The organism is Acinetobacter sp. FDAARGOS_494 (assembly GCF_003812225.1).
Lineage (GTDB): Bacteria > Pseudomonadota > Gammaproteobacteria > Pseudomonadales > Moraxellaceae > Acinetobacter > Acinetobacter baumannii.
Map to the genome: position 1 here is coordinate 1093097 of NZ_CP033866.1, position 26429 is coordinate 1119525.

General features: G+C 37.2%; 21 protein-coding genes, 1 tRNA gene and 1 pseudogene. 6 read left to right on the top strand and 17 right to left on the bottom strand.

Translation table 11 applies throughout. The annotated features are described in order from the left end of the window. Window positions 1–187 precede the first annotated feature (187 nt). Together EG365_RS05245 and znuD are read right to left on the bottom strand one after the other, a co-directional pair. Window positions 188–1651, bottom strand: coding sequence for a phospholipase D family protein (locus EG365_RS05245; protein WP_001218060.1), 1464 nt, complete (start codon window positions 1649–1651; stop codon window positions 188–190). Between the two features lie 75 nt (window positions 1652–1726). Further along, window positions 1727–3784, bottom strand: coding sequence for a zinc piracy TonB-dependent receptor ZnuD (gene znuD, locus EG365_RS05250; RefSeq protein ID WP_000899869.1), 2058 nt, complete (start codon window positions 3782–3784; stop codon window positions 1727–1729). Between the two features lie 135 nt (window positions 3785–3919). On the opposite strand from znuD, the gene EG365_RS05255 reads away from it, so the two are divergent. Then, window positions 3920–4684 (top strand): DUF4184 family protein, encoded by a 765-nt coding sequence (locus tag EG365_RS05255; RefSeq protein WP_001116944.1) that lies wholly within the window; start codon window positions 3920–3922, stop codon window positions 4682–4684. A gap of 169 nt (window positions 4685–4853) precedes the next feature. Next, entirely contained in the window at window positions 4854–6632 is a 1779-nt protein-coding gene (gene aspS, locus EG365_RS05260) for an aspartate--tRNA ligase (protein ID WP_000986451.1), read from the top strand. Between the two features lie 52 nt (window positions 6633–6684). Here aspS and EG365_RS05265 read toward each other — a convergent pair whose 3' ends face one another. Further along, complete coding sequence (locus EG365_RS05265; protein WP_001182449.1) at window positions 6685–7713, bottom strand: stealth conserved region 3 domain-containing protein; 1029 nt, start codon at window positions 7711–7713, stop codon at window positions 6685–6687. A 202-nt stretch (window positions 7714–7915) separates the two neighbouring features. Here EG365_RS05265 and EG365_RS05270 point away from each other — a divergent pair, with 202 nt between their 5' ends. Beyond that, complete coding sequence (locus EG365_RS05270; RefSeq protein WP_001251492.1) at window positions 7916–8134, top strand: hypothetical protein; 219 nt, start codon at window positions 7916–7918, stop codon at window positions 8132–8134. Between the two features lie 37 nt (window positions 8135–8171). Here EG365_RS05270 and EG365_RS05275 read toward each other — a convergent pair whose 3' ends face one another. Both EG365_RS05275 and EG365_RS05280 read right to left on the bottom strand, forming a co-directional pair. Then, on the bottom strand, window positions 8172–9101 hold the full coding sequence (locus EG365_RS05275; protein ID WP_000240630.1) for a lipooligosaccharide outer core biosynthesis glycosyltransferase GtrOC6: 930 nt from the start codon (window positions 9099–9101) through the stop codon (window positions 8172–8174). A 29-nt stretch (window positions 9102–9130) separates the two neighbouring features. Further along, a complete protein-coding gene (locus EG365_RS05280) occupies window positions 9131–9886 on the bottom strand; it encodes a glycosyltransferase family 25 protein (protein WP_000760356.1) in 756 nt (251 codons plus the stop codon). Between the two features lie 68 nt (window positions 9887–9954). Between EG365_RS05280 and ghy the strand changes: the two genes are divergently transcribed. After that, window positions 9955–10845: a glycosyl hydrolase Ghy gene (ghy, locus tag EG365_RS05285; RefSeq protein WP_000934711.1), complete on the top strand. Its 891-nt coding sequence runs from the start codon at window positions 9955–9957 to the stop codon at window positions 10843–10845. On the opposite strand, the gene EG365_RS05290 is transcribed toward ghy, so the two are convergent. From EG365_RS05290 to EG365_RS05330, 9 genes are all read right to left on the bottom strand, one after another. Continuing rightward, a complete protein-coding gene (locus EG365_RS05290) occupies window positions 10842–11876 on the bottom strand; it encodes a glycosyltransferase (RefSeq protein ID WP_000706919.1) in 1035 nt (344 codons plus the stop codon). The two genes, ghy and EG365_RS05290, sit on opposite strands and share 4 nt — an antisense overlap. An 11-nt stretch (window positions 11877–11887) precedes the next feature. After that, window positions 11888–12652 (bottom strand): glycosyltransferase family 2 protein, encoded by a 765-nt coding sequence (locus tag EG365_RS05295; RefSeq protein WP_001033808.1) that lies wholly within the window; start codon window positions 12650–12652, stop codon window positions 11888–11890. Next, window positions 12649–13404: a polysaccharide deacetylase family protein gene (locus EG365_RS05300; protein WP_000989966.1), complete on the bottom strand. Its 756-nt coding sequence runs from the start codon at window positions 13402–13404 to the stop codon at window positions 12649–12651. The genes EG365_RS05295 and EG365_RS05300 overlap by 4 nt, the downstream gene beginning before the upstream one ends. Then, window positions 13401–14429 (bottom strand): glycosyltransferase, encoded by a 1029-nt coding sequence (locus EG365_RS05305; RefSeq protein WP_000697433.1) that lies wholly within the window; start codon window positions 14427–14429, stop codon window positions 13401–13403. Before EG365_RS05305 ends, EG365_RS05300 begins: the two co-directional genes overlap by 4 nt. Before the next feature lie 22 nt (window positions 14430–14451). Then, complete coding sequence (locus EG365_RS05310; RefSeq protein ID WP_000548424.1) at window positions 14452–15342, bottom strand: mitochondrial fission ELM1 family protein; 891 nt, start codon at window positions 15340–15342, stop codon at window positions 14452–14454. A 67-nt stretch (window positions 15343–15409) separates the two neighbouring features. Next, a complete protein-coding gene (locus EG365_RS05315) occupies window positions 15410–16336 on the bottom strand; it encodes a branched-chain amino acid transaminase (protein ID WP_001046506.1) in 927 nt (308 codons plus the stop codon). 24 nt (window positions 16337–16360) lie between these two features. Next, the gene (gene glnE, locus EG365_RS05320; protein ID WP_000990828.1) at window positions 16361–19111 is read right to left on the bottom strand and encodes a bifunctional [glutamate--ammonia ligase]-adenylyl-L-tyrosine phosphorylase/[glutamate--ammonia-ligase] adenylyltransferase; all 2751 of its coding nucleotides are present in this window, start codon (window positions 19109–19111) and stop codon (window positions 16361–16363) included. Window positions 19112–19179: 68 nt separating this feature from the next. Continuing rightward, window positions 19180–20448: a sensor histidine kinase gene (locus EG365_RS05325; protein WP_000194116.1), complete on the bottom strand. Its 1269-nt coding sequence runs from the start codon at window positions 20446–20448 to the stop codon at window positions 19180–19182. A 1251-nt stretch (window positions 20449–21699) separates the two neighbouring features. Further along, window positions 21700–21909 (bottom strand): hypothetical protein, encoded by a 210-nt coding sequence (locus tag EG365_RS05330; RefSeq protein WP_000188210.1) that lies wholly within the window; start codon window positions 21907–21909, stop codon window positions 21700–21702. Between the two features lie 295 nt (window positions 21910–22204). On the opposite strand from EG365_RS05330, the gene EG365_RS05335 reads away from it, so the two are divergent. Next, window positions 22205–23617, top strand: coding sequence for a KAP family P-loop NTPase fold protein (locus EG365_RS05335; protein ID WP_001017213.1), 1413 nt, complete (start codon window positions 22205–22207; stop codon window positions 23615–23617). A 190-nt stretch (window positions 23618–23807) separates the two neighbouring features. Here the strand turns inward: EG365_RS05335 and EG365_RS05340 are convergent, their stop codons facing one another. From EG365_RS05340 to EG365_RS05350, 3 genes and pseudogenes are all read right to left on the bottom strand, one after another. Continuing rightward, window positions 23808–24743 carry a hypothetical protein gene (locus tag EG365_RS05340; protein ID WP_000358318.1) on the bottom strand — a complete coding sequence of 312 codons (936 nt, stop codon included), beginning with the start codon at window positions 24741–24743 and terminating at the stop codon, window positions 23808–23810. Between the two features lie 122 nt (window positions 24744–24865). Beyond that, window positions 24866–25006: pseudogene (locus tag EG365_RS19460) on the bottom strand (phage portal protein); the annotation flags it as partial. 87 nt (window positions 25007–25093) lie between these two features. Next, window positions 25094–25180: transfer RNA gene (locus tag EG365_RS05350), tRNA-Leu, on the bottom strand. Window positions 25181–25362: 182 nt separating this feature from the next. On the opposite strand from EG365_RS05350, the gene queA reads away from it, so the two are divergent. Further along, the gene (gene queA / locus EG365_RS05355; RefSeq protein ID WP_001177145.1) at window positions 25363–26400 is read left to right on the top strand and encodes a tRNA preQ1(34) S-adenosylmethionine ribosyltransferase-isomerase QueA; all 1038 of its coding nucleotides are present in this window, start codon (window positions 25363–25365) and stop codon (window positions 26398–26400) included. The last annotated feature ends 29 nt before the right edge of the window (window positions 26401–26429 follow it).

A 26429-nucleotide genomic window follows, 5' to 3' on the forward strand; every position in this document is an offset into this window, starting at 1 on the left:
TTATGGCACAGCCCTTACTTACAATAATATTTGAATGTCTTTTGTATAAGCTAATGCCTCACTTTTGAGAGGTCAAAAGTGACAAAAACCTTTGTTTCACTGATGTTGCTTCCCTGCAACACAGTGAAACGGCGACATTCATGTCGGCAATCACCTTGCTACTTTTTGGAAAACTTCAAGATAGTGATTAAAAAGTCGATAATCCTGACCATTCCATAAAACGATAAATCCAATACTTCACTTTAGACTCATCGGCATACTTCGCATAATCCACGCTCATCTGTCTACCTTGTAGGTTTGACCACGAAGTATTGAAGTAATTCTGAGCGTCTTTAAAGACTTGATCTTGAACTTTGCCTACAACCAACATATCCGTTTCAAGGTTATAATTTTTTAAATTACGGGCTGTAAAATTGGCAGATCCTACAATTAACTCAGCTTGTTGAGCATTATATTTCAAGATCATTTTGCTATGGTTCTGCTCGCCATGAGTATCACACCAACGAATTGGAATGCCAGCAGCATGTAACTCTGACGCTACCTGACGGTTTGGGATACCATTCTTTTGTCTACCAAACGCATCTTTATTTGGATCGAGTAAAACACGAACAATAACGCCACGTTCTTGGGCACTTTTTAGAGCTTTAATAATCTTACGTTCAGACAAATAGAACATACTTAAATCAAGATGTTCTTTAGGTTTAGCCGTATTAATTAATTTTAATACAGCTTCATAGATTGCCCCTTCAGTTAGCACTTGAATTTGAGGCTTGCTAACGTCTTTTTCAAAATCGCCTAAAATAAGTGATGGTGAACTACTTCCTGACATTTGCGCAACAGCAGCTTCGGTTTGAAGTACATCAGCAGCTGTGGCTCCATTTACCACCAATGCCACATTAGAATGGCGCGAACTACCATCATGCGGATTTGCTGAGGTCACCAATGACTTCCAACCCGCATCGGTATCAACGACAACAGTTTTACGATGGTTTGCTTTAAAGTTAAATAAGTTCAAATAACTACGTAGCGTAATTTTTTCATCGCCAAATGGGTTGGGTAACCAGCCTTTCTCTGGATTATTGCCAATATTTTGGCAACAGATGTACCAAAACCCTGACCAGAATGGGTTAGAAGCACGTAAAGGTGCCAGATTCGTTTCGATGACATCAACACCAGCTTGGCGTAATTGACGGTAGTGTTCAGGGCTTAGTCCACCATATACCGAATTAATCGGGTCGGTAATCATAACGATCTGAATTTGGCGGTTCTGTCTTTTCTTACTAATTAGTGCATCAGTGAGCTCTTGCATCAATGGTCTTTGCTTGAGTTTCGAGTCACCCACTTCTGAATTAAACAAGAACATATCCACCACAATTGTGGTTTTTGCCTCATCAATCATTTTCAAGATTTCATCAAAGATGTGCTGATCAACCTGTTGTTGCCCATTCGCATCAATATACGTTTTATCGGCTAAAAATTTAACATCGGCATGTCTGAGCTTGCCACTAAAGTTAATTCCTTGCGGCAATGGTTTCACTGTGTGATAAATTGCCGATGCAAGATATGCAATAGCAACAACGCAAAGTATGACCGCCATATAACGACGTCCTGACCAATTTAACTTTTGATGAATTCGCTGAAAAATACGCATAAAAAAGACCTAACTTGATAGTTTCAAATTAGGTCTTTTGGCTTGATTTTTCAAGTTTAGTTTCGTGTTGAAGCCTTAGAAACTAAAATCTACACCGACGGTAAAGTTACGTCCAACTTGCGGGATATTTGATAAGAACGACGCATGTTGATAAACCGTGTCATCTAACAAGTTATTCGCTTTTAAATAAACGCGATAATCTGTTTTTGCACCATATTGTCCAGAGTATGCTACCCCTAAATTGAGCATGTTGTAGCCTTCTGTTTCGGTTTCATAAGCCGCAATCTTATCTTGATTAAAGACATGATAGTACTCAGCAGAACCACTAAAACCATCACCAAAATCTGCATCAACTTTAGTACCTAAACGACCAGCCGGAATACGTGGAGCATTGCCCTCGGCATCAATCTTACCGCGCACGTAATCGCCAAAAGCACTGATCTTGTATATTGGCGTAATTTGATAACCAATTTCACCCTCTGCACCATAGAAACGAGCTTTATCTTGAGTGTATTGAACTAAACGGAAGTCTTTATAACGGTCAAGAGTTTGCGCATAGATGTAGTCATCAAACCAGTTATGGTAAACATGAAGATGATAATCAAGTTTGTCATGATCAAAATGCAAACCTAACTCAACATTATTTGATTTTTCCTTACCGAGTTGATCATTTCCTAACTCATAAGTATTGGTCGCAAAATGGGCACCATTTGCATATAACTCTTGAGCAAGAGGTAGCCGCTCTTGGTGTGATGCTACAAATGAAAGCTTATAATTTGGCGCAAACTCCCAGTTGGCAGCACCAGCATAAGAAAAAGCAGAACCGTCAAAATCTTGTTTAGAGTTATCATCTACATCGATTTCTTGCTGATCTGCACGAGCAGAAAGTTCAAAATGAACATCCTTCCATTGTTTGTGTTCTAAAGCAAAAACACTCCACTTTTTGGTAGTGGTCGGTGCCATAAATGCTTCTTCACCAGTTAAATTTAGTTTTTGTTGGCCTAACTGGGTACCAATTACCCCTTCCCAATCAGCAATAGGATTATGTACTAACTCAATACGCCCATCATAACCTTTGTTTTGGAATCGAGTCGCGATTGTCCCTTCTTCAATTTCATCATGCTGATAATCTGTATAGCTCGCTTGGGCACGTAACTTTTGGAAGCCTGCAAATGGATCGTTTAACTCGGTTTTAAAATCATAACGCTCAGACTTTAAGTCAATCCATGGACCGCCATGTTCATGCTCGTGGTCATGAGCTTCTTCATCACTATGCCCTTCATGGTCATGGTCTCCACAATGTAAACTTAGATCATGAATATGACAGGTCTCATATTCATGGCTATGCCCCGGTAAACCATACTGGTCTCGACGGTTACTATACGAAATACCCGTATAACCGCGATCATAAATCCAAGACAACCCCACGTTCACTGAATCACCTTGTGCAAAGGTATTGTCTACACGGCGCTCTTTTTCACCTTCATGAATATAGTTTGGTGCAATATAGTTATTCGCATCACGTGTTAACCCCTCAACACGTAATGCAACTTGGCTTCCCAACCCTACAGTTACCCCAGCACTCGCCAGCTTTTCATCACTTCCAGTGTTGTAACGTAAGCCAACTTGTCCTTCATAACCATTTTCAGGCATTTGTGTAGGGATCTTGTTATCAATAACGTTGACTAAACCACCAACAGTTCCCGCACCAAACAATAAAGTAGAGGGTCCACGAATCACTTCAACTTGTTTTGCAAGAACTGGATCTACTGTTACAGCATGATCAGGAGACAAAGTTGAGACATCCACATTTTCAGATGAATTTTGAAGAACTTTAACACGTGGCCCATCTTGGCCACGAATCACTGGGCGACTTGAACCAGCCCCAAACTGATTCGCATAAATCCCCACCTCACTATTGAGCGCATCCCCAATAGTGGCAGCCCCTTCAGTCAAATGCTTTTGGTCAACTACAGTATCTGCGACTGCAAAATCTTTTGAAGTTTGCTCAAGTGGGTGTGCCTTGATGCGGATAGTTTCTAACTTCTCAACATTTTCATTTTCTGCTGCAAATACAGGTATGGATATGGCAGCCAAAATGGATAAGGTCAAAATATTTTTATAGAACAACATGAGGTGAGTCTCTAATCGTACGCCTTTTGTTTTGTTATATTATAACATTTCAGTTGTTTTGCAATAAAAAACATTCGCTAATGACATGTTTCGATAGACTCAACTTTTTGATGATGTGAGAAGCTTTCTTTTCTAATGCCTTTTACAATCTCCCATGCAGTTATCGCCCCTCCACTTGCTAAATTGAGCCGAAACACGTTGCCCATTGCCGCCTTAGCAATTGGCAGTATGACGCCCGATCTTTACCGCTTATTTACAATGCAATCAGGTATGCTGACTCATCAATGGAAGGGGCTTTTCTACCCTAACCTTGCATTAGGGCTATTATTCTCTGCCATTTGGTATTTACTTTACCGACCTGTGCTTTACCGTTTTTTTGGTATCCAACACGATTTAAAACTAGATTCTTTTAGACTTTTTTTTAGCTTTTTTATTGGAATCATAATTGCTCTACTCATTGGTATAGCAACACATCTCATTTGGGATGGGCTTACCCACTCAGACTTTAGAACTTTTATATTTCAAGACTTTTTATCGCAAACTGTTCACTTGTTTGGCCGCCCTTATCCATTGCATCGCCTTCTTCAACTCGGTTCTTCTGCTCTGGCATTACCTTTTTTAGGCTGGATGAGTATTCAGTACTATCAGCGCCATAAACAGCATTGGAAAGTAAATTATAAAATTAAAATTTTTGCTTGGTGTTTATTTGCTTTATCTACACTTTTAGGCTTATTTTCATTTTGGGACTATGCCCGTTATATTCCCCATGAGGTTTGGCATTCTGATACCTATTATTTTACTGGCCGCTCTATTAATGAGTTTATGCAAGGTTGGTTAAGTACGTTTAGTTTAGGATGTCTATTATTCTTATTTTTAGATCGACAACAAAGAATGGGCTAAATAGCTAAACTTGCTGCCAAATTGCTCATTTTTAGCTAAATTATAGCTGTTTTTTGATCTAGTTCTTGTGGCATGCCATTCAACAGGGCATAATCGAAAACTTATTTTTTGACGGTGCGCGGTTTACGCATCCGTCTTTTCAGCCAATATAGTTTGGATAATCTTCATCATGATGCGAACTCATTACTGTGGCTCTTTAACTGAAGCCCAAATCGACCAGACCGTTACATTATGCGGTTGGGTACATCGTCGCCGTGACCATGGCGGTGTTATTTTCCTTGATATGCGTGACCGTGATGGTCTCGTTCAAGTGGTTATTGACCCAGATACTCCAGAAGCATTTGCAACTGCAGATAAAGCACGTTCTGAATATGTATTAAAAATTACAGGTCGTGTTCGTCGCCGTTATGAAGGTACTGAAAACCCAAATATGGTGAGTGGTCAAATCGAAGTTTTAGGCAAAGAAATCGAAGTTCTTGCTGCATCTGAAACTCCACCATTCCCATTAAATGATGACACTATTAACGTGTCAGAAGAACACCGTTTAAAATATCGTTTCTTGGACATCCGTCGTCCAGAAATGTTAGAGCGTTTACGCTTCCGTTCTAAAGTAACCAACTTGATTCGTAACTATTTAGATGATCATGGTTTCTTAGACGTTGAAACTCCAATTTTAACTCGTGCAACCCCTGAAGGTGCGCGTGACTATTTAGTACCAAGCCGTGTACAAAATGGTAGCTTCTATGCCCTTCCACAATCCCCACAATTATTCAAACAATTGTTGATGGTTGGTGGTATTGATCGCTACTACCAAATCGCGAAATGTTTCCGTGATGAAGACTTACGTGCTGACCGTCAGCCTGAATTTACTCAAATCGACATTGAAACATCGTTCTTAAACGATGATGACATTATGGATTTGATGGAAGGTATGACTGTTAAATTATTTAACGACTTGCTTGGCGTAAAATTTGAAAAATTCCGCCGTATGCCATACAGCGAAGCAATGCGTGATTATGCATCTGACAAACCAGACTTGCGTATTCCGTTAAAACTCGTTGATGTTGCAGACTTAATGCAAGAAGTTGAGTTCAAAGTATTTGCAGGTCCAGCTAAAGACCCTAAAGGCCGTATTGCAGCACTTCGTGTACCGGGCGCAGGTTCATTAACACGTAGTCAGATTGACGAATACACTAAATTTGTCGGTATCTACGGTGCAAAAGGCTTAGCATACATTAAAGTCAATGAAATCGAAAAAGGAATTGAAGGCCTTCAATCTCCTATCGTTAAATTCATCGAACCAATCGTAATGCAATTGCTTGAACGTGTTGGCGCTGAAAATGGCGATATCGTATTCTTTGGTGCGGACAAAGCTAAAATTGTAAATGATGCAATGGGTGCGCTTCGTGTCAAGATCGGTCATGACTTGAACCTTGCGACTTGTGAGTGGGCTCCACTTTGGGTTGTTGACTTCCCAATGTTTGAAGAAACTGACGATGGCAAATGGACTTCTGTTCACCATCCATTCACATTACCTAAATCTAGCGTAGAAGACGTGAAGAGCAATCCAGGCGAAGCACTTTCTGTTGCTTACGACATGGTATTAAACGGTACTGAAGTTGGTGGTGGTTCACTTCGTATTTACACATTAGAAATGCAAAAAGCGATTTTTGAAGCGCTTGGTATTTCCGATGAAGAAGCAGAAGAAAAATTCAGCTTCTTACTCAATGCGCTTCGTTACGGTGCACCTCCTCACGGTGGTTTGGCATTTGGTCTTGACCGTTTAGTAATGCTTATGACTGGCGCGACTTCAATTCGTGATGTTATTGCGTTCCCTAAAACGAAAACTGCTGAATGTCCACTTACTCAAGCACCGGCTCCTGTTGAAGCAAACCAGCTTCGTGACTTGGGCATCCGCTTACGTGAACAACAAAAGAAAGAAGCTTAATTGCTCTTTAATAAAAAACCCTGCAATTGCAGGGTTTTTTATTAAGAAAATTTTAATGTGTTATCTTTTTCTCAAAACTCGAAACCGTATTAAATTTTTGCTCAAAAATTTGGATAATTTCTGTTTTTAATTTTTCAAAATCAACCACGTGTTCATCGTCATTTAGACAAATTTGTGGAAGTTGCTCATTCTTAATAACATGATTAATTTCAGGAAGATTTTGTATTCTTAAATTAAAGTTCTGCCCACGCTGAAATATATTTACTGGGTAAAAACGAGCCGAACATAACTGCCATAATCGAAATAGGTATTGGTTAACGTCTAAAGGTTGTCTAAATCGATGACTTGATACTTCTTTTAAGTAGCTCTCTTCGTTTCTCCAAACTTCTTCAAACACCGATTTTAGAAACGGTTGGGGTAAATGAGTACTATAAAAGCTTGAGAATTTTCGATTATATAAGCTTAAAAAATTGCCCAAATTATTACTTATCGAATATCGATGATTAAAAAGTGCAGAAGGATTACTCCGAAAGAGTTTTCTCTTATCAAAATATTTATTAATAATTGCGACATCCGTCAAAGCAACTGCGCCTAAAAAGTTCTCTTCCCCCACCACCATCAAAGGTTGTAATTGAATACCATCACAAGGTAAACCATTTTTAAAAAAGAACTCTGGTTCTAAAGGGCTATTAATAAAGGTGTCATCATTAAAATAAACAAAGTGTTCTGCCAAGCCTTCTATTTTATGAATATTGATTTCAATCGCATGTGAATTAAACGTAGGCAAACAATGAGGTTCTATAATTTGATCATGAGTAACTAAATTTAATTTGGGATGATTTTTGACTAAAAATTCGGGAAAATGACCACAGGTTACAAGATGAATTTTCCTTACCCAAGGACAGAATTTCTCAACAGATCTAAACCAGTAATGAAGATTATTCCAGTCACGATAACGACATTGATCAACGAGCTCATCAATCTTGGTTTTTGTTTCTTTGGATTTATAATATATATATTGCTGCTGCCATTTCGTATCGGTTGAGTCCACCCAAATCATTACAAAATCGATCGGCTGCATTAAACATCTATCCAAATAAATGCAGTAATTTACTAGATAAAATTCTATAAAAAAGGAAATCATGGTTTATTAATGTTAATAAAACTTCACAATCCCTCCATAATTTTAATTTTTCTATGCAATTAGCTTAATTAAGGCTCTATTGAGATGATAGTAGGCAAATGGCATAATAACTGTTCTCTTTCTCCCATGGTAATTGATTATGGCAATGCGTCCTGACGTTCGTCGACATGCTTTAGTCGTGATTGTATTTTCTCTCGCACAATGGTTTTTCATGCGCTATATCCTTGCGAATGAATTATTTAACCTTACAACAAATCAACGTATTCTTTATTTCTGCGTAAGTAGTTTAGTCGGTGCATTACTTATTTTTGTTGCGCTGATTTATATGGTCTTAAAAGGAAATGCGGATAAAAATTAATATCCGCATCTGACCTAACATTTAGAAAATCTTAAATTTATTTTCCAATATAATTATCACATAACTGAATCAGTTCCGCATGTCTGTCATGTTGATGGACAATAGGAATGATTTCTTGGTTACGGTTAATAATAAAACCTTGATCATTAATAGAAATTTGCTCTATTGGATATAATCCAAGAGTTACAATAATAGATTCAAATGGCTGACAACGAGTTACCTCTGCCAACTCATTAGTAATTAATAATTTATTATGCATGGCTTGATCATAAATTCTGTTAGACATTTTCTGATATGGCTGTTTACAGAATTCTTCAATCATTTTATTGATATAGACTTTAATTGATTCATGATCCCCAATAGTAACGCCAGAACAAGAGACTTGCTCATCTTTTGCAAGATTATAAAAACTCTCTCCGTATGCATCCAAAATCCACTTTTGATTATATTGCTCAGTACCTATCGTAAAGTCTGGATTTTCCATTCCGACAAATAAACCTTTGCTAAGATTCTTAAAAGGATTACTTTGGAAAAAAACGTCTCGAACATCAGTTAGCAATACATGTGAAGCATCAGGATGATTTTCTAGAATTTCTTTATATTCAAAGAAACGGCTCACATGAGGATAACCTGTGATTTTAAGGCCTTTTATCTTTGTTTCGGGTTTTTCTTCGTTTACGGTTAAGTCAATAATTTTCTTAAAGATATTTTTCACAAATTTATATTTATAAATACCTGAATACTTTGACTTTGATTTAAATTTACCAATAGTTGAAACTTTAAATTCAATTTTAAAATTTTTGACGTCTGAGAATGCATTCACAAACTCTGTCATTTGCTCTTTATATATAATTAAAGTCAATATGCCATCAAAGTCTGTCTTTCCCAAAGAATATACAAAAGAAGAGATCAGGTCAGCGTTGTATCCTGTAGCTGACCCAATAATAATATTTTTTTGCTTAACCATAAAATTAATAATAAAAACGAAAGAGACACCTAAATTATATATTTATTAAGTATATATTTCTTTAATTTAACTCTAAGGTATCGCAAAAAATCACTATCGTCTTGAGAATGCGAACCGACTAAGCTTCTTTCCTTCTCCAAATAGCTTAAAGCATCATTGTTCTCAATAATGGGATGATCGAATAAGAAACTGACATAAAAACTAAATTCACCACGCCCTACAAGGTCTTGCCAATGGTCGTAAATTTTTATCGGTTGATGATAGTCGACCAACATCTGTGCCATTTTACGATCTACAACATATGCATAAGCATAAGCAAGTTTTTCAAGATAATCGTAATCCACTTTAAGAATTTTTTGGTTATACAATTCTTCAGGTAAAAGTTTTCCTCGAACCCGATTACATATTTTCATTTGAATACCGCCCAAGCTTAGGAAAAAGCAAGGACCAAAATTCAAAGAACGAATGAGTTTTTCTAAATCTTGAAAATCAATTTCAAAACGTTCGATTACATCATCTTCAAAAATAATGGCATATTCTTCATCAGAGCTTAAAAAATCTTTTAATGCAGCAATATGAGACATGGCACAGCCTAGTTCACCAGGCGTCATCGGTTTCTTCTTGCCTGCTACCCCTTGTTGAAAATACTCACTAACACTTAAATTTTTCCCAATTACCCCAAATTGTTTAAATTCATCTCGATATTTATAAAATGTTGCTTGAGAGAACAACTTTTTTAAACGTTCACTATTCGTAGATTCAATACTGATTAAATATTTTTTCATTTCATTCAAATGTTAAAATGAGTCAGGGATAGTCTATCTAATTATAGTTATATCGAGTGTAAAATTTAATGCTAAATCGCCTAATCCAAAAAAAATGGTACAAGTACCAACAAGCAAAAAAAGCAAAAACTTTTGACTCTCATTGGTATATGCGTTTTGGCTGGTTAGAACAACCTTTTACAACACTTGAGCAATTAGATTCTCTCTTTGAAATCCATTCTCCTGGAAAGTTTACCTTTGCCGATAGCTTTTATGCTCATGAAAATGGACGACATTTTATTTTCTTTGAAGAGGTGGATGATCAACATCCGGTGGGCTTTCTTTCAGTTTTAGAAGTCTTTAAGGATGGCACTTACACCCCGCCCGAAACTATTTTAAAACTCGATTACCACCTCTCATATCCTTGCGTATTTAAAATAGATAGCACTTGGTACATGATTCCAGAGTCTTCTGCCAACAAAACTATTGAACTCTGGAAATGTACTGATTTTCCAATGAAATGGGAGAAGCATTCTAACCTAATGGAAAATATTGAAGCGGTTGATAGCACCCCTTTTTACCATGAGGGCTTATGGTATCTTTTTACCTCAACGCGTCGTGATTGTAAAAAGTTTGGTGACCGTTTAGATTTGTTCTTTACCGAAGATATTTTAAATCCTAACTGGCAAGAGCACCCAATGAACCCAGTGTGCCGAGGAAGTCAGCAGTTCCGTATGGCGGGCAAACCTTTTGTTTACAAAGGGCAACTGGTTCGGCCAAGCCAAGATTCTTTAAAACGTTATGGCGGCAATATCGAATTAAAAGCGATTACTCAGCTTAGTCCAGCAGCTTATGAAGAAAAATTACTAGAAGTAGTTTTACCAGACTGGAATCAAGCAGATGACGGTTGCCATACTATTAATTTCGAAGATAATTTCGTCGTACTTGATGCCATCCGCCTTACACCAAAAAATAATTAAGTTTTCAGCAGGCCTTTATAAATATTAAGCGTCTGCTCAGCCATGGCTGGTACAGTCAGTTCAGCCTTGGCCTTTGCATATAGTGGGCTGAAGTCATTTTGAGCCTCAGATTGAAGGGCATATTCAATCGCTTTTGCTAAACCTTGAGTATCTCCAATTTCGGCTAGATATTGCTCTGGCAACCACTCGATCACACCGTTCACTTTGGTTGAAGCCATTGCTTTATCGGCCTGTAAAGCCTCGACCATAACAAGTGGAAAACCTTCACGATCTGATGATAAAACCACGATATCAGCCAGTTGTACCAGATCACGCGCATCAGTTCTAAACCCAAGAAAAGCGACCCGATTTTGCATGTTCAATTCGCTGACTTGCTTTTCCAAACTTGCTCGAAGTGAACCGTCACCAACAATCCATAAATTGGCATCAATCTGTTGCATCGACTCAATCAATAAACTGATATTTTTTACTGGTTCTAGACGTCCAATACACATAACAACTTTTTTGCTTGTGTCTAGCTCAGTAAAATCTTTTTGAATCGATTGAAGCAATTTTTCTTTATTTTCAGTTGTAAGTACGGGCTGAGGATATACCCCGTTATAAACTACGTGTGCTTTAGACTCTGGAATGCCTTGCGTGAGCGCTTGGCTCACCGCAATAACTGCATCACCTGCTAAATAAGCAGACTTATTCTTTTTAGTACCATGAACAGTCGTTACAAACTTTGGACCAGATAAAAATGGCTTAATGCGGGCAATCAACTCAGCCGCTTTTCCTGCTTGTGCATGAACAATAGCGGGTTGGATTTGTTGAATAAGATTTTTAAGTTGCCAAAGTAAAAAAATATTCCAACGACTACGGGCAAAATCGATAGCATGAAAATGTACTTGTTGGCTAAACTTGTCTACATAGCAAGGATGTGCAATCACATGTACTTCATGGTTTAAAGCAAGCTCATTAACAAGGTTAAAAGTGTGCTGCTCTAATCCACCAACTCCACCGCTAGTTGCCAATACCTGAACAATTTTCATAGCTTGCCTACTTATTTTTTATCTTTATTCATGGTCTGTTCAAAAAGCTTAGCTTCTTTTAGAAATGCATAAAATGCGTTAATCATACTATTTACGAAACCACGCCAACCATTTAAGAAGCTACGGCGAATAAAATAAGACTTCATAAAAGTCACTGGCATCACCAAAACCAATTTTGCAATGCTTGGAGACTTTCCTTTTTGGTATTTCTCTAATGCTTTTAAGTTGGAATATTGGTTATTTTTTTCGACTTTAACGAAAATGCTCGACTCACCATAATGGTAAATATCGTGTTGAGCACGTTGAGATTCACCATCTACGATCACATTTTCATGGACTTTATTGGCAAGGTCATAATGCCCTTTAGACCTACGGAAAAAACGCACTTTTGCATGTTTTTTAGTATGTTTACTGTTCGGAACACCTAAAAATACATCATTAATTGGGGTGATTAATGCATCAAGCTTGTTCTGTTGAATGGTCTCAACAATTTCTTGCTTTAACTCCTCAGATAAGACTTCGTCCCCATCTAAATTAAGTACCCAATCATTTCTGCATTTAGCTAAAGCTAAACTTTTTTGCCCAGCATAACCCTGCCAGTCTTGGTGAGAAATTTGCGTATTTTCAAAACGCTTTGCAATTTCATAAGTATTATCAGTACTGCCCGAGTCTAAAATAATGACTTCATCAAACTCACTGACACTTTGTAAAGTTCGCTCTAACCAAGCACCACAGTTTAAAGTGACAATATAAACACTACATGGAATTTTATTCATAACTTATAACGTCCTTTAGCAAGGGCGATACGCATCTGTAAAGCATTCATGGCACCATGCGTGCTGACACGTGGAATATTAAATTGATTATCTGCTTCATATGCTTCGATTTTTTTACGAGTCGATACTGCATTTTTAAAGCCAATCTCTTGGGCCATTTTCTGGTGCTTTTCGTTAAATCGACCAAATGGATAAGCAAAACTCGGGCACTTCCCAACTAATGCTTCAACATCACGCTTAGACTGAAGCATTTCGTCATAAGCGGTTTGGTCATCAAGTTTAAGTAAGTTCACATGATGTTGAGTATGCGCACCAAATTCAATTAAACCAGAGTTAGCCATTTCATGGATTTGCTCATGAGTAAGCTTTTCAATACCTTCAATTTGCGTTGCCAAATAAATAGTTGCTTTCGCGTTATATTTTTTTAGTAGTGGATAGGCATAAAGATAATTATCCATAAATCCATCATCAAAACTTAAAGCAACCACATTCTTTTGATTACGATATTGTTCAAGCTCAGAAACAAAGCAAAAGATAGCCCCTTTACGCGTTAATAGCGTTAAGAGTTGTTCAAACTTTTCAGGAGGCATATTCATACCAGAAGCAGCATCTTTAGGTGTGACCTGATGTAACATCACAATGCGAGGTAGTTTACTCGAACGAAACGGAAGCCAGAATGTATAATTACCCAGCACATATAACAGTGCAGCAAGTGCTAGCAGGCCCACCGCAACGTACAAAAACCACATCATGCATAAACCTCATGTGACCATTCATAATCTTCTGAAAGGGGCTGTTTAAACGTCACCTCAACCATAAATTGGGTGATGCGTTTAGCATTGAAAGATTTACGTGTTTTCTCCCAGCCCTCTTTCGCTACTTTTACAGCTTGCTCTGGGTTTTGATCAAAGAATTGGATCTTTTTGGCCAAGTCAAACTGATCATCAAAGTAAACCACTTCCTGCTCAGTATAGAGTTTCTCAAAGCCTGGAATTCTTGGGCTAAAGGTAAGTAAACCATTACCAGTCAGCTGAACAATACGATCAGAGCTATATAAGGTTACATCATTACGGCGTGAGTAATTGAGCCCCATTTTTGTTTCAGACAGAACCTTATAATAAGCCTTACCATATACACCTGGCTGTTCAAAACAACCATAATATTGATAATTTACATGGCCTTGTTGCAAAGCCTCTGCTAAATCTTTTAAGAATTTCTCGCGCTCAGGCTCTTTATAAACAACACCGCAGAAAATAAAAGTTTTGTCAGTTTTTGAGTTTGAAAATTGCTGTAGTGTTTCTACATTGCGATGACCAACATTCGGCATATAAGCCACACTTAAATGAGGCTGTTTTAACTTTTGGAGATATTCTCCACCTGTTGTGCAGAAAATAGCATCTAGATAAGGTGAAAATGCTTTGACAAAGTCGAGTTTGTTTTCAAGATAAAGCGGATCAACATACCAAAATGCAATTTTAGTATTGGGGTAAGACTCTTTAATCTGTCTTAAAACATCTGGACTCATCAAATCGCTATGACCAATCAATACCAAATCAGGTTCAATATTATTAACAACTTTGAGTACTTCTTTATTGGCCCACTTTGCCCCTAATTTTTTGGTTTTAAAGATTGTTCCCATTCGAGCCATGTCACGGAAACTAAAATCATAAACGAAATGGCCATTTTCAATTAATCCGGCAGAAATTTTACGGTCTGTGCAGTAAAAATGTGCGCCTTGTTTATTAAAGCCAAAATTTGCAATATGCAATATTTTCATTTATTTACTCAAAATAAAAAATTTAATTTTTCGCTAAAAGATATGTTGCTACACGGTCTGCTTCTTTAAAAGCATAAGGTTGTGGCAACTGTACGACACAAGTATTCTGTGAAATTAGTTGTGATTCTATCATTTGATCAATCGAGTGCGTAATTCTATCGTCTTTCAACCGATCGATTGCTATGACCCCTACGCGACAACCCGCGGTAAGTGCTTCAAAAACCATAGAAACACTATCTTCTGTTACCCATACAGCTTCTGCTTTTTGCATCTCTTCAAAAATCCAGCCTTGAGGTGTTTGCTCAACCGGAAATATTTGTAAATGCTGGGCAAAACTTTGTTGTCTTAAAATATCAATAAACTCTGCTGGTGTTCGACGTGAAGTCGTTAGAATGATTTCGGCATCCGGATTATTCTCAACAATCTTTTGCACGCTTAATAATACTTTTTCTTGGTTCCATTGATGCCGTTTTGACGAACCGCCTAATGCAATTAAAATTCTAGAAGCTTGATGGCGTTTTTCATTACGAATAGGATTTAATGCCCCACGCGTAACAATCACTCGATTATTCGCAGGAATACCGTCGTGCTCTGGCATCACAGCATAATCAAAGCAACCAATAGGCAAACTCGGCTTCATTAAAATAATGGTCTTAGCCTTTTTGAAAATTTTACCGAGCAACCAGACACGAAAATGCGTATGACTTCCAACACCAAATATAAAATCGGGCGCCTGTTGAAATAGAGATTTTTTTGAAGAAAAAAGCGCTTTGATTAAGGACATAACAGGCAAGTCATTAATAGAGACTTCTTCAAAAGTTGCATTTGCCTGCTGTCTTTGCATCGCCTGAAACAAGCCTAAAGCTTGTGAGCGATGCCCTGCTTTACCATCAGAGACATAGACAATATGCATAAAAGCTCCCTAACCCAAAAATAAAAAGGCGAAACCAACGTTCGCCTTTTCATGTTAACGGATTAACTTATTTTACGTAAGTTAACCAGTGTTCATATTTTGGATTTTTACCTTGAACTGCATCAAAGAAAGTCTTTTGGATTTCAGTGGTAATTGGGCCACGGCAACCCGCACCGATTTGACGGTCATCGTATTCACGAATTGGTGTTACTTCAGCAGCAGTACCTGTGAAGAATGCTTCATCGGCAATATAGAATTCGTCACGCGTAATACGACGCTCAACAACTTCATAACCAAGATCTTTAGCAATCGTCATCACGGTTTGGCGTGTAATACCGTCAAGTGCACCACCCGCAATATCTGGAGTGTGTAAAACGCCATCTTTAATCAAGAATACGTTTTCACCAGAACCTTGGCACACATAACCTTGTGGATCCATAAGCATTGCTTCATCGTAACCAGAATGTGCAACTTCTTGGTGAGCAAGAATTGACAACGTGTAGTTACCAGATGCTTTTGCTTTACACATGGTCACGTTTGGATGGTGGTGAGTAAATGATGAAGTTTTAACGCGAATACCTTTCGCCATTGCTTCATCACCAAGATATGCACCCCATGCCCATGCTGCAACAGCGGCATGAATAGTGTTATTTGTTGCTGCAATACCAAGTTTCTCTGAACCGATCCAGATCAGTGGACGTAAATAGCAAGAAGCTAATTTATTTTCACGAACAACATCGATTTGTGCTTGTTCAAGCGCTGCTTGATCATACGGCACTTTCATTTGATAAATTTTTGCTGAATTTAACAAACGTTTTGTGTGGTCTTGAAGACGGAAAATTGCAGTACCTTTAGGAGTTTCATAAGCACGAACACCCTCAAACACACCCATACTGTAGTGTAAAGTATGGGTTAAAACGTGAATCTTTGCATCACGCCAATCAATTAATTGTCCATCTTGCCAAATAAAACCATCACGATCAGCCAAATTCATGGAACACTCCAAATTGTTATAAAATCATTCACTATCCAACTCAACCGAGGCGGTTGGGTCTATTAATCTTTGCCATAAATTGCAAACGACCGCACGGGTACTACGCCAGTCCGCTGCGCTTACTTGCATGGATTGATTCGCAAGGGCTAAGCGGTGGCTTTCGGCACGTTCACTAAGATAGGCTCGAATTAATGCTGTGGCATCTTCACTGGATAAGCAGTCTGCTTTAGCAGCATCTTCTAATATTCTTACATTATCAGAATAATGGGCGAGATCGGGTTTCGTCCCGCTCCATGCAAGTACAGCATACTGTGCCATAAATTCGATATCTACGATACCACCTGCGTCCTGTTTTAAATGAAAAATACCATGTTTTTTTTGTTCAGAAGATGAACCTAAGTGGTCTTTCATTTTCTGACGCATTTTCAGCACTTCTTCACGAACATAAGCCTCATCTCTAGATTGAGTCAATATCTCGCGGCGAAATATTTCAAATTTTTGGCAAAGCGCTTCATCACCTGCAATAGAACGTGCACGAACTAATGCCTGATGCTCCCAAAGCCATGCACTTTTCAACTGATAATGCTCATAGGCTTTCAGGCTTGTCACCAATAAACCAGCCTCACCTGAAGGTCTTAAACGTGTATCAATTTCATAAACGCGGCCATCAAGCGTTTGAGTGGTGATTAAAGACATAAACTTTTGAGCGACACGCATGGCAAACTCAAAACCTGTTATTGACTTAGTACCATCCGTGTCGGCTTGTTCATCTAGATAGTGAATAAAGACAAGATCTAAGTCCGAACCATAGCCCAGTTCAATGCCACCCACCTTGCCATAACCAATAACGGCAAAGGCTTTATAATCGAGTGAACAACGTTTTCCCTCGACATCTTTTGGGTAACCATGACGTTTTGCTACAGTCTGATAAGCTAAATTAAGAGTTGCATTAACACTGACTTCTGCAATATCTGTCAAAGCATCAGAGACCTTCATAAGAGGACTTTCAGCTAACACATCACTTGCAGCGACCGTTAACACATTACTCTTTTTAAATAGGCGAAGTACCCGCATTTGATCTTCGACCTGATCAATTTCGATACGAAGTAATTGCTGACGTAATGAGTCTTCCAAGTCCTTACGCTTTGGTAACTCAAAGTCCATCGACAAGAACTCATCCAGCAATACAGGATATTGGGTTAACTCTTCACAAATCCACGGGCTCACTGTCGCCATTTTTACTAAGCGTTGTAATGCCCCTTTACTTTCAATCAGCATTACCAAATAGACGGTTCGACGCATGACTGATTCAATCAGTGGCATTAAACGTAATAATGCAGTTTGTGGTTGTTCAGACTGTAAAATGGCTTCAATTAAATGGGGCCAAAATGTTTTTAAACGCTGCACGGCATTGGAAGGAAGTTTTTTAAGTGCATGACCATGCCAGAACTCATGAATCAGATTTTTTGCATTATCATCTAACACTTCATCTAGCTGCTGCTCTAACTGTCCAAAGTTCTCGGTAGCTGCATTGGAACTTGTGTCTTCAATGAGCTGCTTAAACTGAACTTTTACTTTTTGGCGTTTCTCGTTAAGAACATCAATAAATTCATTCCAACTCGTAAAACCCAAAGTATCTATAATGCGTTGTCGTAAATCTGCTTCTTCTGGTAATAGTTGCGTTTGTTGATCATTCAAGGCTTGAATTGCATGTTCAACACGGCGTAAGAATAGGTAAGCATCTTCAAGCTCTTGTACGGCCTGTTTTTCTAACAAGCCTGCCTCACCAATATGTTCAAGACTAACTAAACATTGACGGTCTTGCAGCTCACGTTTAGAACCGCCGTAAATAAGCTGGAACACCTGAACAATAAACTCAATTTCGCGTATACCGCCTGCCCCGAGTTTAATGTCATCTTCAATATGCCGGCGTAATACTTCGCGCTCAATCATCGCTTTCATATCGCGCATGGCAGCAAAAGCGGTGTAATCGACATAACGGCGGAATACAAAAGGACGTGTCATTTCTAATAAGTCTTGCCCTTCTTTACCCCCAGTGACAACGCGTGCCTTAATCCATGCGTAACGTTCCCATTCACGGCCATGCTGACTTAAATATTTTTCTAAAGCTGCATGACTAATCGCTAATGCAGAGCCATCTCCCCAAGGCCGTAAGCGCATGTCTACTCGAAACACAAAACCATCTGCGGTGATATGTTCAAGTAAATAAATAAGTTTTTGTCCCCACAAAATACAAAACTGCTGTACATCAATACATTTACGACCGTTGGTTTCGCCTTGCTCATCAAAGGCAAAAATCAGGTCGATATCACTTGATAGATTTAATTCCTGTGCCCCAAGCTTACCCATGGCAACCACAATCAAATCTTGAACTTTGCCTGAATAACTTAATGGTTCGCCGTGTTTAGCAACCAATGCAACACGAGCAAAAGCCTTTGCGGCACAAATACTTGCATCGGCAAAGTCTGAAAGTTCACGAGTAAGTGTAACGACATCCGTCAGTTGATTGGCATCTTGCCAGATCCAGCGAAACATTAAACGACTGCGCAGTATACGAAGCGCACGCATCCAAGTTATTTCATCGCCAATTCCATCAAGCGTGATGTCTACAAGTTGGTAAATTTGTTCTGTTGAGAGCGGTGCAGCAAATTGATCTATTTGATAATCTTGTTCTAAAACAGCCTGATGTAATCCTAAAACTTGTTCAGCATATTGGCTGGCACGCAATGTTTTTTGTAACTGCTCCGCATTCATATAAAAAAGCTCTTTTCCTCAGACTCTCTTTTTAGTTATAGCAGTTCAAGTAGTAGTAGGAAAAGGGATTAAACCAATTTTGCTTCAGATGTATTTTGTTGTTCTACATGATGTTCAGGAACTTCTTGAGCAGAAGGTAATAAAACTTTAAATGTCGTTCCCACTCCTTTTTGGGAGGTTACACTAATTTTCCCCTGATTAATCTCGACAAAACGCTTACATAAGCTCAAACCTAAACCCGCACCTTTTTCCCCAGCGGTGCCTTTAAAGCTTGCCGTAATACGCGGATGGAATAAATTTGCCATTTGCTGTTCAGTCATGCCAAGCCCTGTATCACGTACAGTGATTTCGACATTTGTACCCACCTGCTTCGCTTCAATGAATACTTTTCCAGAACCGTCAACATCGGTAAATTTCAATGCATTTGACACCAAGTTTTGGATCACGGAAGTCATCATATTGATATCGGCATAGATTTTTAAATCTTCGGAAACCGCATTTACCAATTCAATATTTTTCTTTAAAGCCAAAGTATGCAGCACATCACAAACAATATTGCTCACTTGTCTAAGCTTAAAATTAATTGGGTGATAAACAAAGCGACCACCTTCGGCCATTGCCCATGTCAGCAAACTTTCAAGTAAGTTATAGGTCGATTGAGAAGTGTCGTATAAATAATCAGCAATATTTTGAATACTCGACTCATCCAGTGTTTCACGTTCTTTAGCTAACACTTCGGAGAAACCTAACAAGCCATGAAACGGCGCCCGCAAGTCATGCGAAATAATAGAAAAGAACTTTGTTTTACTCGAGTTCAGCGCGACTTGCTGCTCATAGAGTTCATTTAATTCTTCATAATTAAATTTCAACTCGACTTGTTGCATAAAGCTAGAACAGTAATCGAGAAGCAACTGAATTTGATCATCTTCAAAACAAGTTTCATCGTCATCGAAGAAAACTGCAAATCCCATAGAGGTCTGATCAGGCTGCACTAAATGGACAGCTAAGGCACGCCCACATTCAATATTTAGCTCTTTTAAATAGTTGATTAAATTTTGATAAGAAGGATGATTGTGATGAATCACCTGTTGTTTAGCAAAACATTGTTTTAGGTGTCTTGAAGGTTTAAAGGAAATTGCAGTCATGCCATCCGGGCAATGATGCCAAAAATAAGGTTCCTGATTAAAAGTAAGCAAAGCTTTTTGACACTTCAACAGGCGAAGACTAAACCGGAAAAATTGCTCAATATAATTCTGCTCGGCATTTAATCCAAGTAATAGTGATATTTTACAAGCTGTTAACTGCTCTACCTGATGTAGTTCTAATCGCTGTGTCATGCCCGCCTCACAGATTTTGTCATTGTTGGTCGGAACCGCTCTTTTGAAGAATGTACTTATAATCATTATGATCTACTACAAACTTTAACACAGTACATTAAAAGAGCAACTTTCTTTTCGAAATAGAAATGTGAAGTTTCAATTAAAGGTTTTCAGATACATAAAGTGGGTATGCTTTAGAAAAATACAACAATTTTTTTGAAAGAAAGAGTTGTAAGTAATAAGAAATAGGAAGTCAAAATTAGCTAGAAAAGAGATAAAAATTAGCTTAAATCATCTTATAAAATATGAAACCTTAACTTCGACTCAAATTTTGCTTTTATCAAATGCATTTCATATTTAAATAAAGTCTGCTTGAATTGAAAAATTAAAAAACCTTTAATAGCTCTAAATTTATAAGCGATTTGATCCCGACCCTCGGAACCAAAGCAAGTAGCTCATAATTTCTTAAAGTCTAGGAACTTTTTATATCCAACAAAAAACCCCTAAACCGTCAGTTTAGGGGTTTTCGTAGAATCATAAGATTCTGAATCTTGGTCCCGAGGGTCGGGGTCTGAAAAGATTTTAATAACAGAGGTTTAATCAAAAATATGTGGGTAAATGTGGAAGAAGGTACGATTTATGGTGATTTTTATAAAGCATCAGAAGAAGTGCTAAATTGATGGAAACTCAAAATTTCTAATGACAAAAAAATCAGGTAACAAAAGTAACAGATTTGGAAAATAGTATTTAAATATATGAATAATATAATCTTTTTATTAATTTTATAAAGTGACATTTAAGTGACATCTAGGTGACAACAAGTTACCCACTTTTCAGGTAACAGAGCGTTACTAAATATATTTATACTTATCAATAACTTAATGACTGTGTTACCTAATCTGTTCCCTAATGTTACCTTTCTTTGTGACAACTTTTTCTTAAATATTTCATGTGCTTAAGTATAGTTTTAGGTGTGTGTTACCTAATTTCAGATTTTTTATTTTGATTTTAAAAAGCCTGTTTTTGACCGTGACTTTTCAATGATTTTCTTTCTGTAGAAATTTGAGGTAACCGTGTAGAAAAATGCAGAATCAATTTTGTGGTGTTTTGCTCGAAAGTAGGCCTTATCTACAGCCGTTTTACCCACAATTGTGGGTGACTGAATTTTTGTAGAGTATTCGACATATTTACTGCCCAGGTGTGGTGGGGGGACAACCGCCCGCGCTGAAGGAGAATGAGCAACTTCGGCCCATTCCCCTCAGATTTTAGTCAGGCTTTGATTTGCTGGCAGATCTCGTGGACCTGAAGGTGTAACCCACACATGATGGCGTTGAACTCATCACTTGTTAGGTCATTGTCAAAGTGCATGCGTGAAAGAGCTGATAGGTAGTGTTCTAGTTTAGAAAGAGAGTCATTGACTGTTTGAAGTAAGTCTTCTGGACTGGCTGGCTTGTTACCAGCTTTTAATAATGGAGTCATAGTTCTATTCACCTGTGTTTGGTTTTTCTATGCCATCCCAGCGACCAAACTAGGGTGGCAGACCGAACGGGGTTGGTCGACCGTGAAACACAGGTAAAACGGCAGGCGTTAGCCTCCCCATCCGATCCACCATAACAACGGGTGCACCGAATTATAGACAAAAAAAAATCCGCTAGTAGCGGTTGTCTACCATATGTTTCTAAACGAGCGACCAAACTCGACCACCATGTGGGTGGTAAATTTAGAGTAGCTTAGATACTATTAGCCGTCAATAATAAATAATAGGCTTAAAACTTTGAATATCGCAGCTAATTCCGAAGATACCTCTTATAAACTCATTAAAGACATTTCTGATAAAATTGAAATACCATTTGAAAATGATTTTTGGGGACGTGAAGCATTAGCAAGTCGTTTAACAGATCATGTCTCACGTATAACTGTTGGGGCAACTATTGCTATTGACGCTGAATGGGGAGCGGGTAAATCCTGGTTTGTTAAAAATTGGAAAGCAAAATTAGAACAAAACGATTTTAAAGTTATTTATTTGAATGCTTTTAATCAAGATTATATTGATGATCCTTTTTTAACTATTTCCATGGAAATTGCTAATTGTCTCGAAAATGAAGAAACAAACATAGATACAATTAAAGAAACTATAGGAAAAGCTTATAGAGCAATTCTTCCTAACTTACCAATGTTACTTTGGTACCTTACTACATCACTTGTAGGTATGGGCGCCTTGGCTAAACCTGTAGCTGAAACCGTAGAAAAACTTAAAACTGCTGATGATTTTGGAAAAGAAGCTGCAAAACTTCTCAATGAAAAACTACAAGAGCATCTTTCAGCACAAGTTGAAAACTACGATAAAGAAAAGCAATCCTTACAATACTTTAAAGAAGCTTTAGCAAAAATAACGTCTAAATTAGATAAACCTTTAGTATTTATTGTTGATGAACTTGACCGTTGTAAGCCAGAATTTGCGATTCGTCTTATTGAACGCATCAAACATTTTTTTGATATCCCAAAAGTTGTATTCATTCTTGCTATTAATAAAACTCAACTAGAAGAATCGATCAATAACTTTTATGGATTCTCAAATACAGCTAATTATTTAGAAAAATTTATTGATTTTTCTATAATGTTAAAAAGTAGAGATTTAGATGGCAATAGATATTCTGAAATTTTAAAAAACTATAATCAGGACTTTCAGCTATTACTTGATCATACTGAAATTCATATTTACATGAATTTATGTCAAATTTATTCTCCCAACCCACGACAACTTATACGAATTATTAATAAATTTTCATTATTAAAAGAAAATTTAGACAATCGAAAGAAATTATTTCTTTTTTTATTTTTAATTTATTCTGAAATGAGATTAATTGAAACATATAAAGAGATAAATTTTATTGAACACTTCTATGAATTACACCTTAATTTCCATCAAATAAGATTTCGTCAATACGCTCTAAATAGGAGCGGAGAGCGAAGTGAAGCTGCTAAGCTTTGTGACTATCTTGATTATCATGTTTACTCTTTTAATGGAAATTCATCTTTATTTGATTTATTTTTTTACTATATAGAGCACATTAAATCGTCAAGAAATGATTATAAAGAATGTAAGAATGCTTATTACCCTACTAATAAATGCTCCGAAGATTTAATTGATGAGTGGCATAAATATGTACATATGATTGAGGGATAATTTCCGATATAAGCTAATTTAGTGACATTATTCTCCCCTTAAAGATAATAATAAAATTTCAGACAGAAAGACCGCTTTAGCAGCGGTCTTTCTGTCTGTTCTTTGTCAGATGCCAATCTCCACCACTAAAGTAGAGTAGTAAATTCGATGTAGCTTAGATACTTTGCAGGGTCAATATTAGTTTTGATTTTTATTTTTTTAAAATATCTTTCAGTACCTGTAAGGTATTATTGGTATTGTTAGAACTGATACGCTCTTTTTCTATTTCTATTGTTGATTGGTCTTTTTCTAAAATAAAGTTTCTTTCTGTACCTAAGAGTTTTTCAATACATATAGTAATTAATTTATGATTGTTAGATTGTTTAGCAATTTGAACTGCTAAATTTTTAGACTCAATATTAGTCAACTCATTTTGATAATATTTAATATCATCTAAGCTTTGTTTATACAATTTCAAGAAAAAATACGCAAAAACTTCTATAAGTAAAACAAAAATGGCTTTAGGAAAAGTATTTATAATCATTTCTTCAATACTACCAAAATTTTGTACATTTACAACAAAATTTCCTAGATACAATATCCCTCCAATACTAAGCATCATTCCTAGTGACAAATTAATAATAGCACTTTTAGACAACCTGTTGATTTCTCCTTTTACTCTTGTTTCTATGCCCTTAGCTTCTTGTATAAAAAAATCAACTATGGCTTCAACTCTTACTTTATCTTTAAATTCTTTAAAATAGCTTTCTGTAGAAGCTAATTCTATTTTATTTCTAATTTCATTAGTTACCTCCTCCATATTAATATTATTATTTTTCTCACTAAATGGGTAATACCCCTCTTCAATACTTTTATTAAATAATTCGGTATATTGCTTTATTTTTCTTTTTCTCTGACCATACATTAATTCATAAAACAAATTAGAACTAGATTTATTAGAATCCAAATATGAGGAAATAGATGATACCAGTATAACTAGTGTCAACACAAAACCAACAATATACTTTAAAGGTGTAAAATCTAATTTATCAGATACTTCTATAAAATTACGGAATAGACCATATACGAAAATCACAAATATAAAAATAGTTATTGCAATAACAATATAACCAAACTTCTTATCCATAAAAAACCAATACTAATAATAAAATTTTTATTGTTTTATTTTAACATAAAGTATCTTAGATACCATATTAAATTGAAGTACCAATAAAATAGAAAATTTAGATTAAAGCATCATTAAATTAATCAACTCTTCATTTCATCATAATTTTTAAACTGGACTAAAGTCTCCCCTGCCCATTCATTAATGGTATTGGCTATCCGTGTTTGTTCAGGAACAATTTCTGAATACCAATAAGTTTCACGTGCATCTTTAATTGAACTAAAATTTTTAGAAAATTAAAAATTACCCAACAAAAAACCCCTAAGCCGTTAGATTAGGGGGTTTTCGTAGAATCATAAGATTCTGAATCTTGGTCCCGAGGGTCGGACTCGAACCGACACGTCATCTCTGACAGCGGATTTTGAGTCCGCCGCGTCTACCAATTTCACCACCTCGGGAGAGGAAGTATGTTTGTGTTGCGTATATTAGCGCGTTTGCAAAACTTGTCAAACCCTAAGTGAATATTATCGTTCACTTTTAGATCATTTAAACATTTTTCATGATTTAGGCCAGAAGCACAGCCATTAAAAAGCGAAAAAGTTTATACTAGGCGCAATTTTTGCGGTGTTTTTTCTCAAATATGCAACTGTCTGACTTTTCCTTTGAACTACCCGATGAACTTATTGCCCGTTACCCACTCGAAACACGTAGTGCTTCGCGTTTATTGCATTTAGATGCTAAGGGCCAATATCACGATCATATGTTCACAGATATTATTGATCTGTTCGAAGAAGGCGATTTATTGGTACTCAACGATACCAAAGTCATGAAGGCTCGACTGAAAGGAAAACGTGCCACAGGTGGGGCGATTGAAATTTTGGTTGAGCGTATGCTGAACCACACCACAGCATATTGCCATATTAAAGCAAGCAACTCACCTAAAGCAGGGGCTGAGCTTTTTGTTGGTGAAGACAATATTCCTGTGATTGTGCGTGGCCGTCACGAAAACTTATTTGTCGTTGAGTTTTCACAACCAATCTTGCCAGTACTTGAGCAATATGGTCAGTTACCTATTCCGCCTTACTTCAATCGTGAAGCAGAAGAAATTGATACTGAACGCTATCAAACGGTTTTCCATAATCCAGAAAAAATTGCCAGTGTGGCTGCCCCAACAGCAAGCTTGCATTTTGACGAAGAGTTGTTAGCAAAGTTAGACCAAAAAGGCGTTAAGAAAACGTTTGTGACTCTTCACGTCGGTGCAGGTACTTTTATGCCTGTACGCACTGATGATATTACAAATCATGTCATGCACAGTGAATGGTGTGATGTTCCTCAAGAAACTATTGATTTAATTTTGGCAACTAAAGCACGCGGTAATAAAGTGATTGCTGTGGGTACAACTGCAACACGTGCTTTAGAAAGTGCAGCTCAAGCACATGGCGGAAAAATCGCAGCATGGACTGGTGATACGCAAATCTTTATTTATCCAGGTTATGAGTTCTGCATCGTAGACCGTTTAATTACTAACTTCCATTTACCTGAGTCTACCCTGCTCATGTTAGTTTCAGCATTGTCAAATAGAGAAAATATTTTGGCTGCTTACGAACATGCCGTTAAAGATCGCTATCGCTTCTTTAGTTATGGTGATGCAATGCTGATTGATAAATTAGAAGTTTAAAGATTAAAGCTGGGTTAAATCTTATTAGT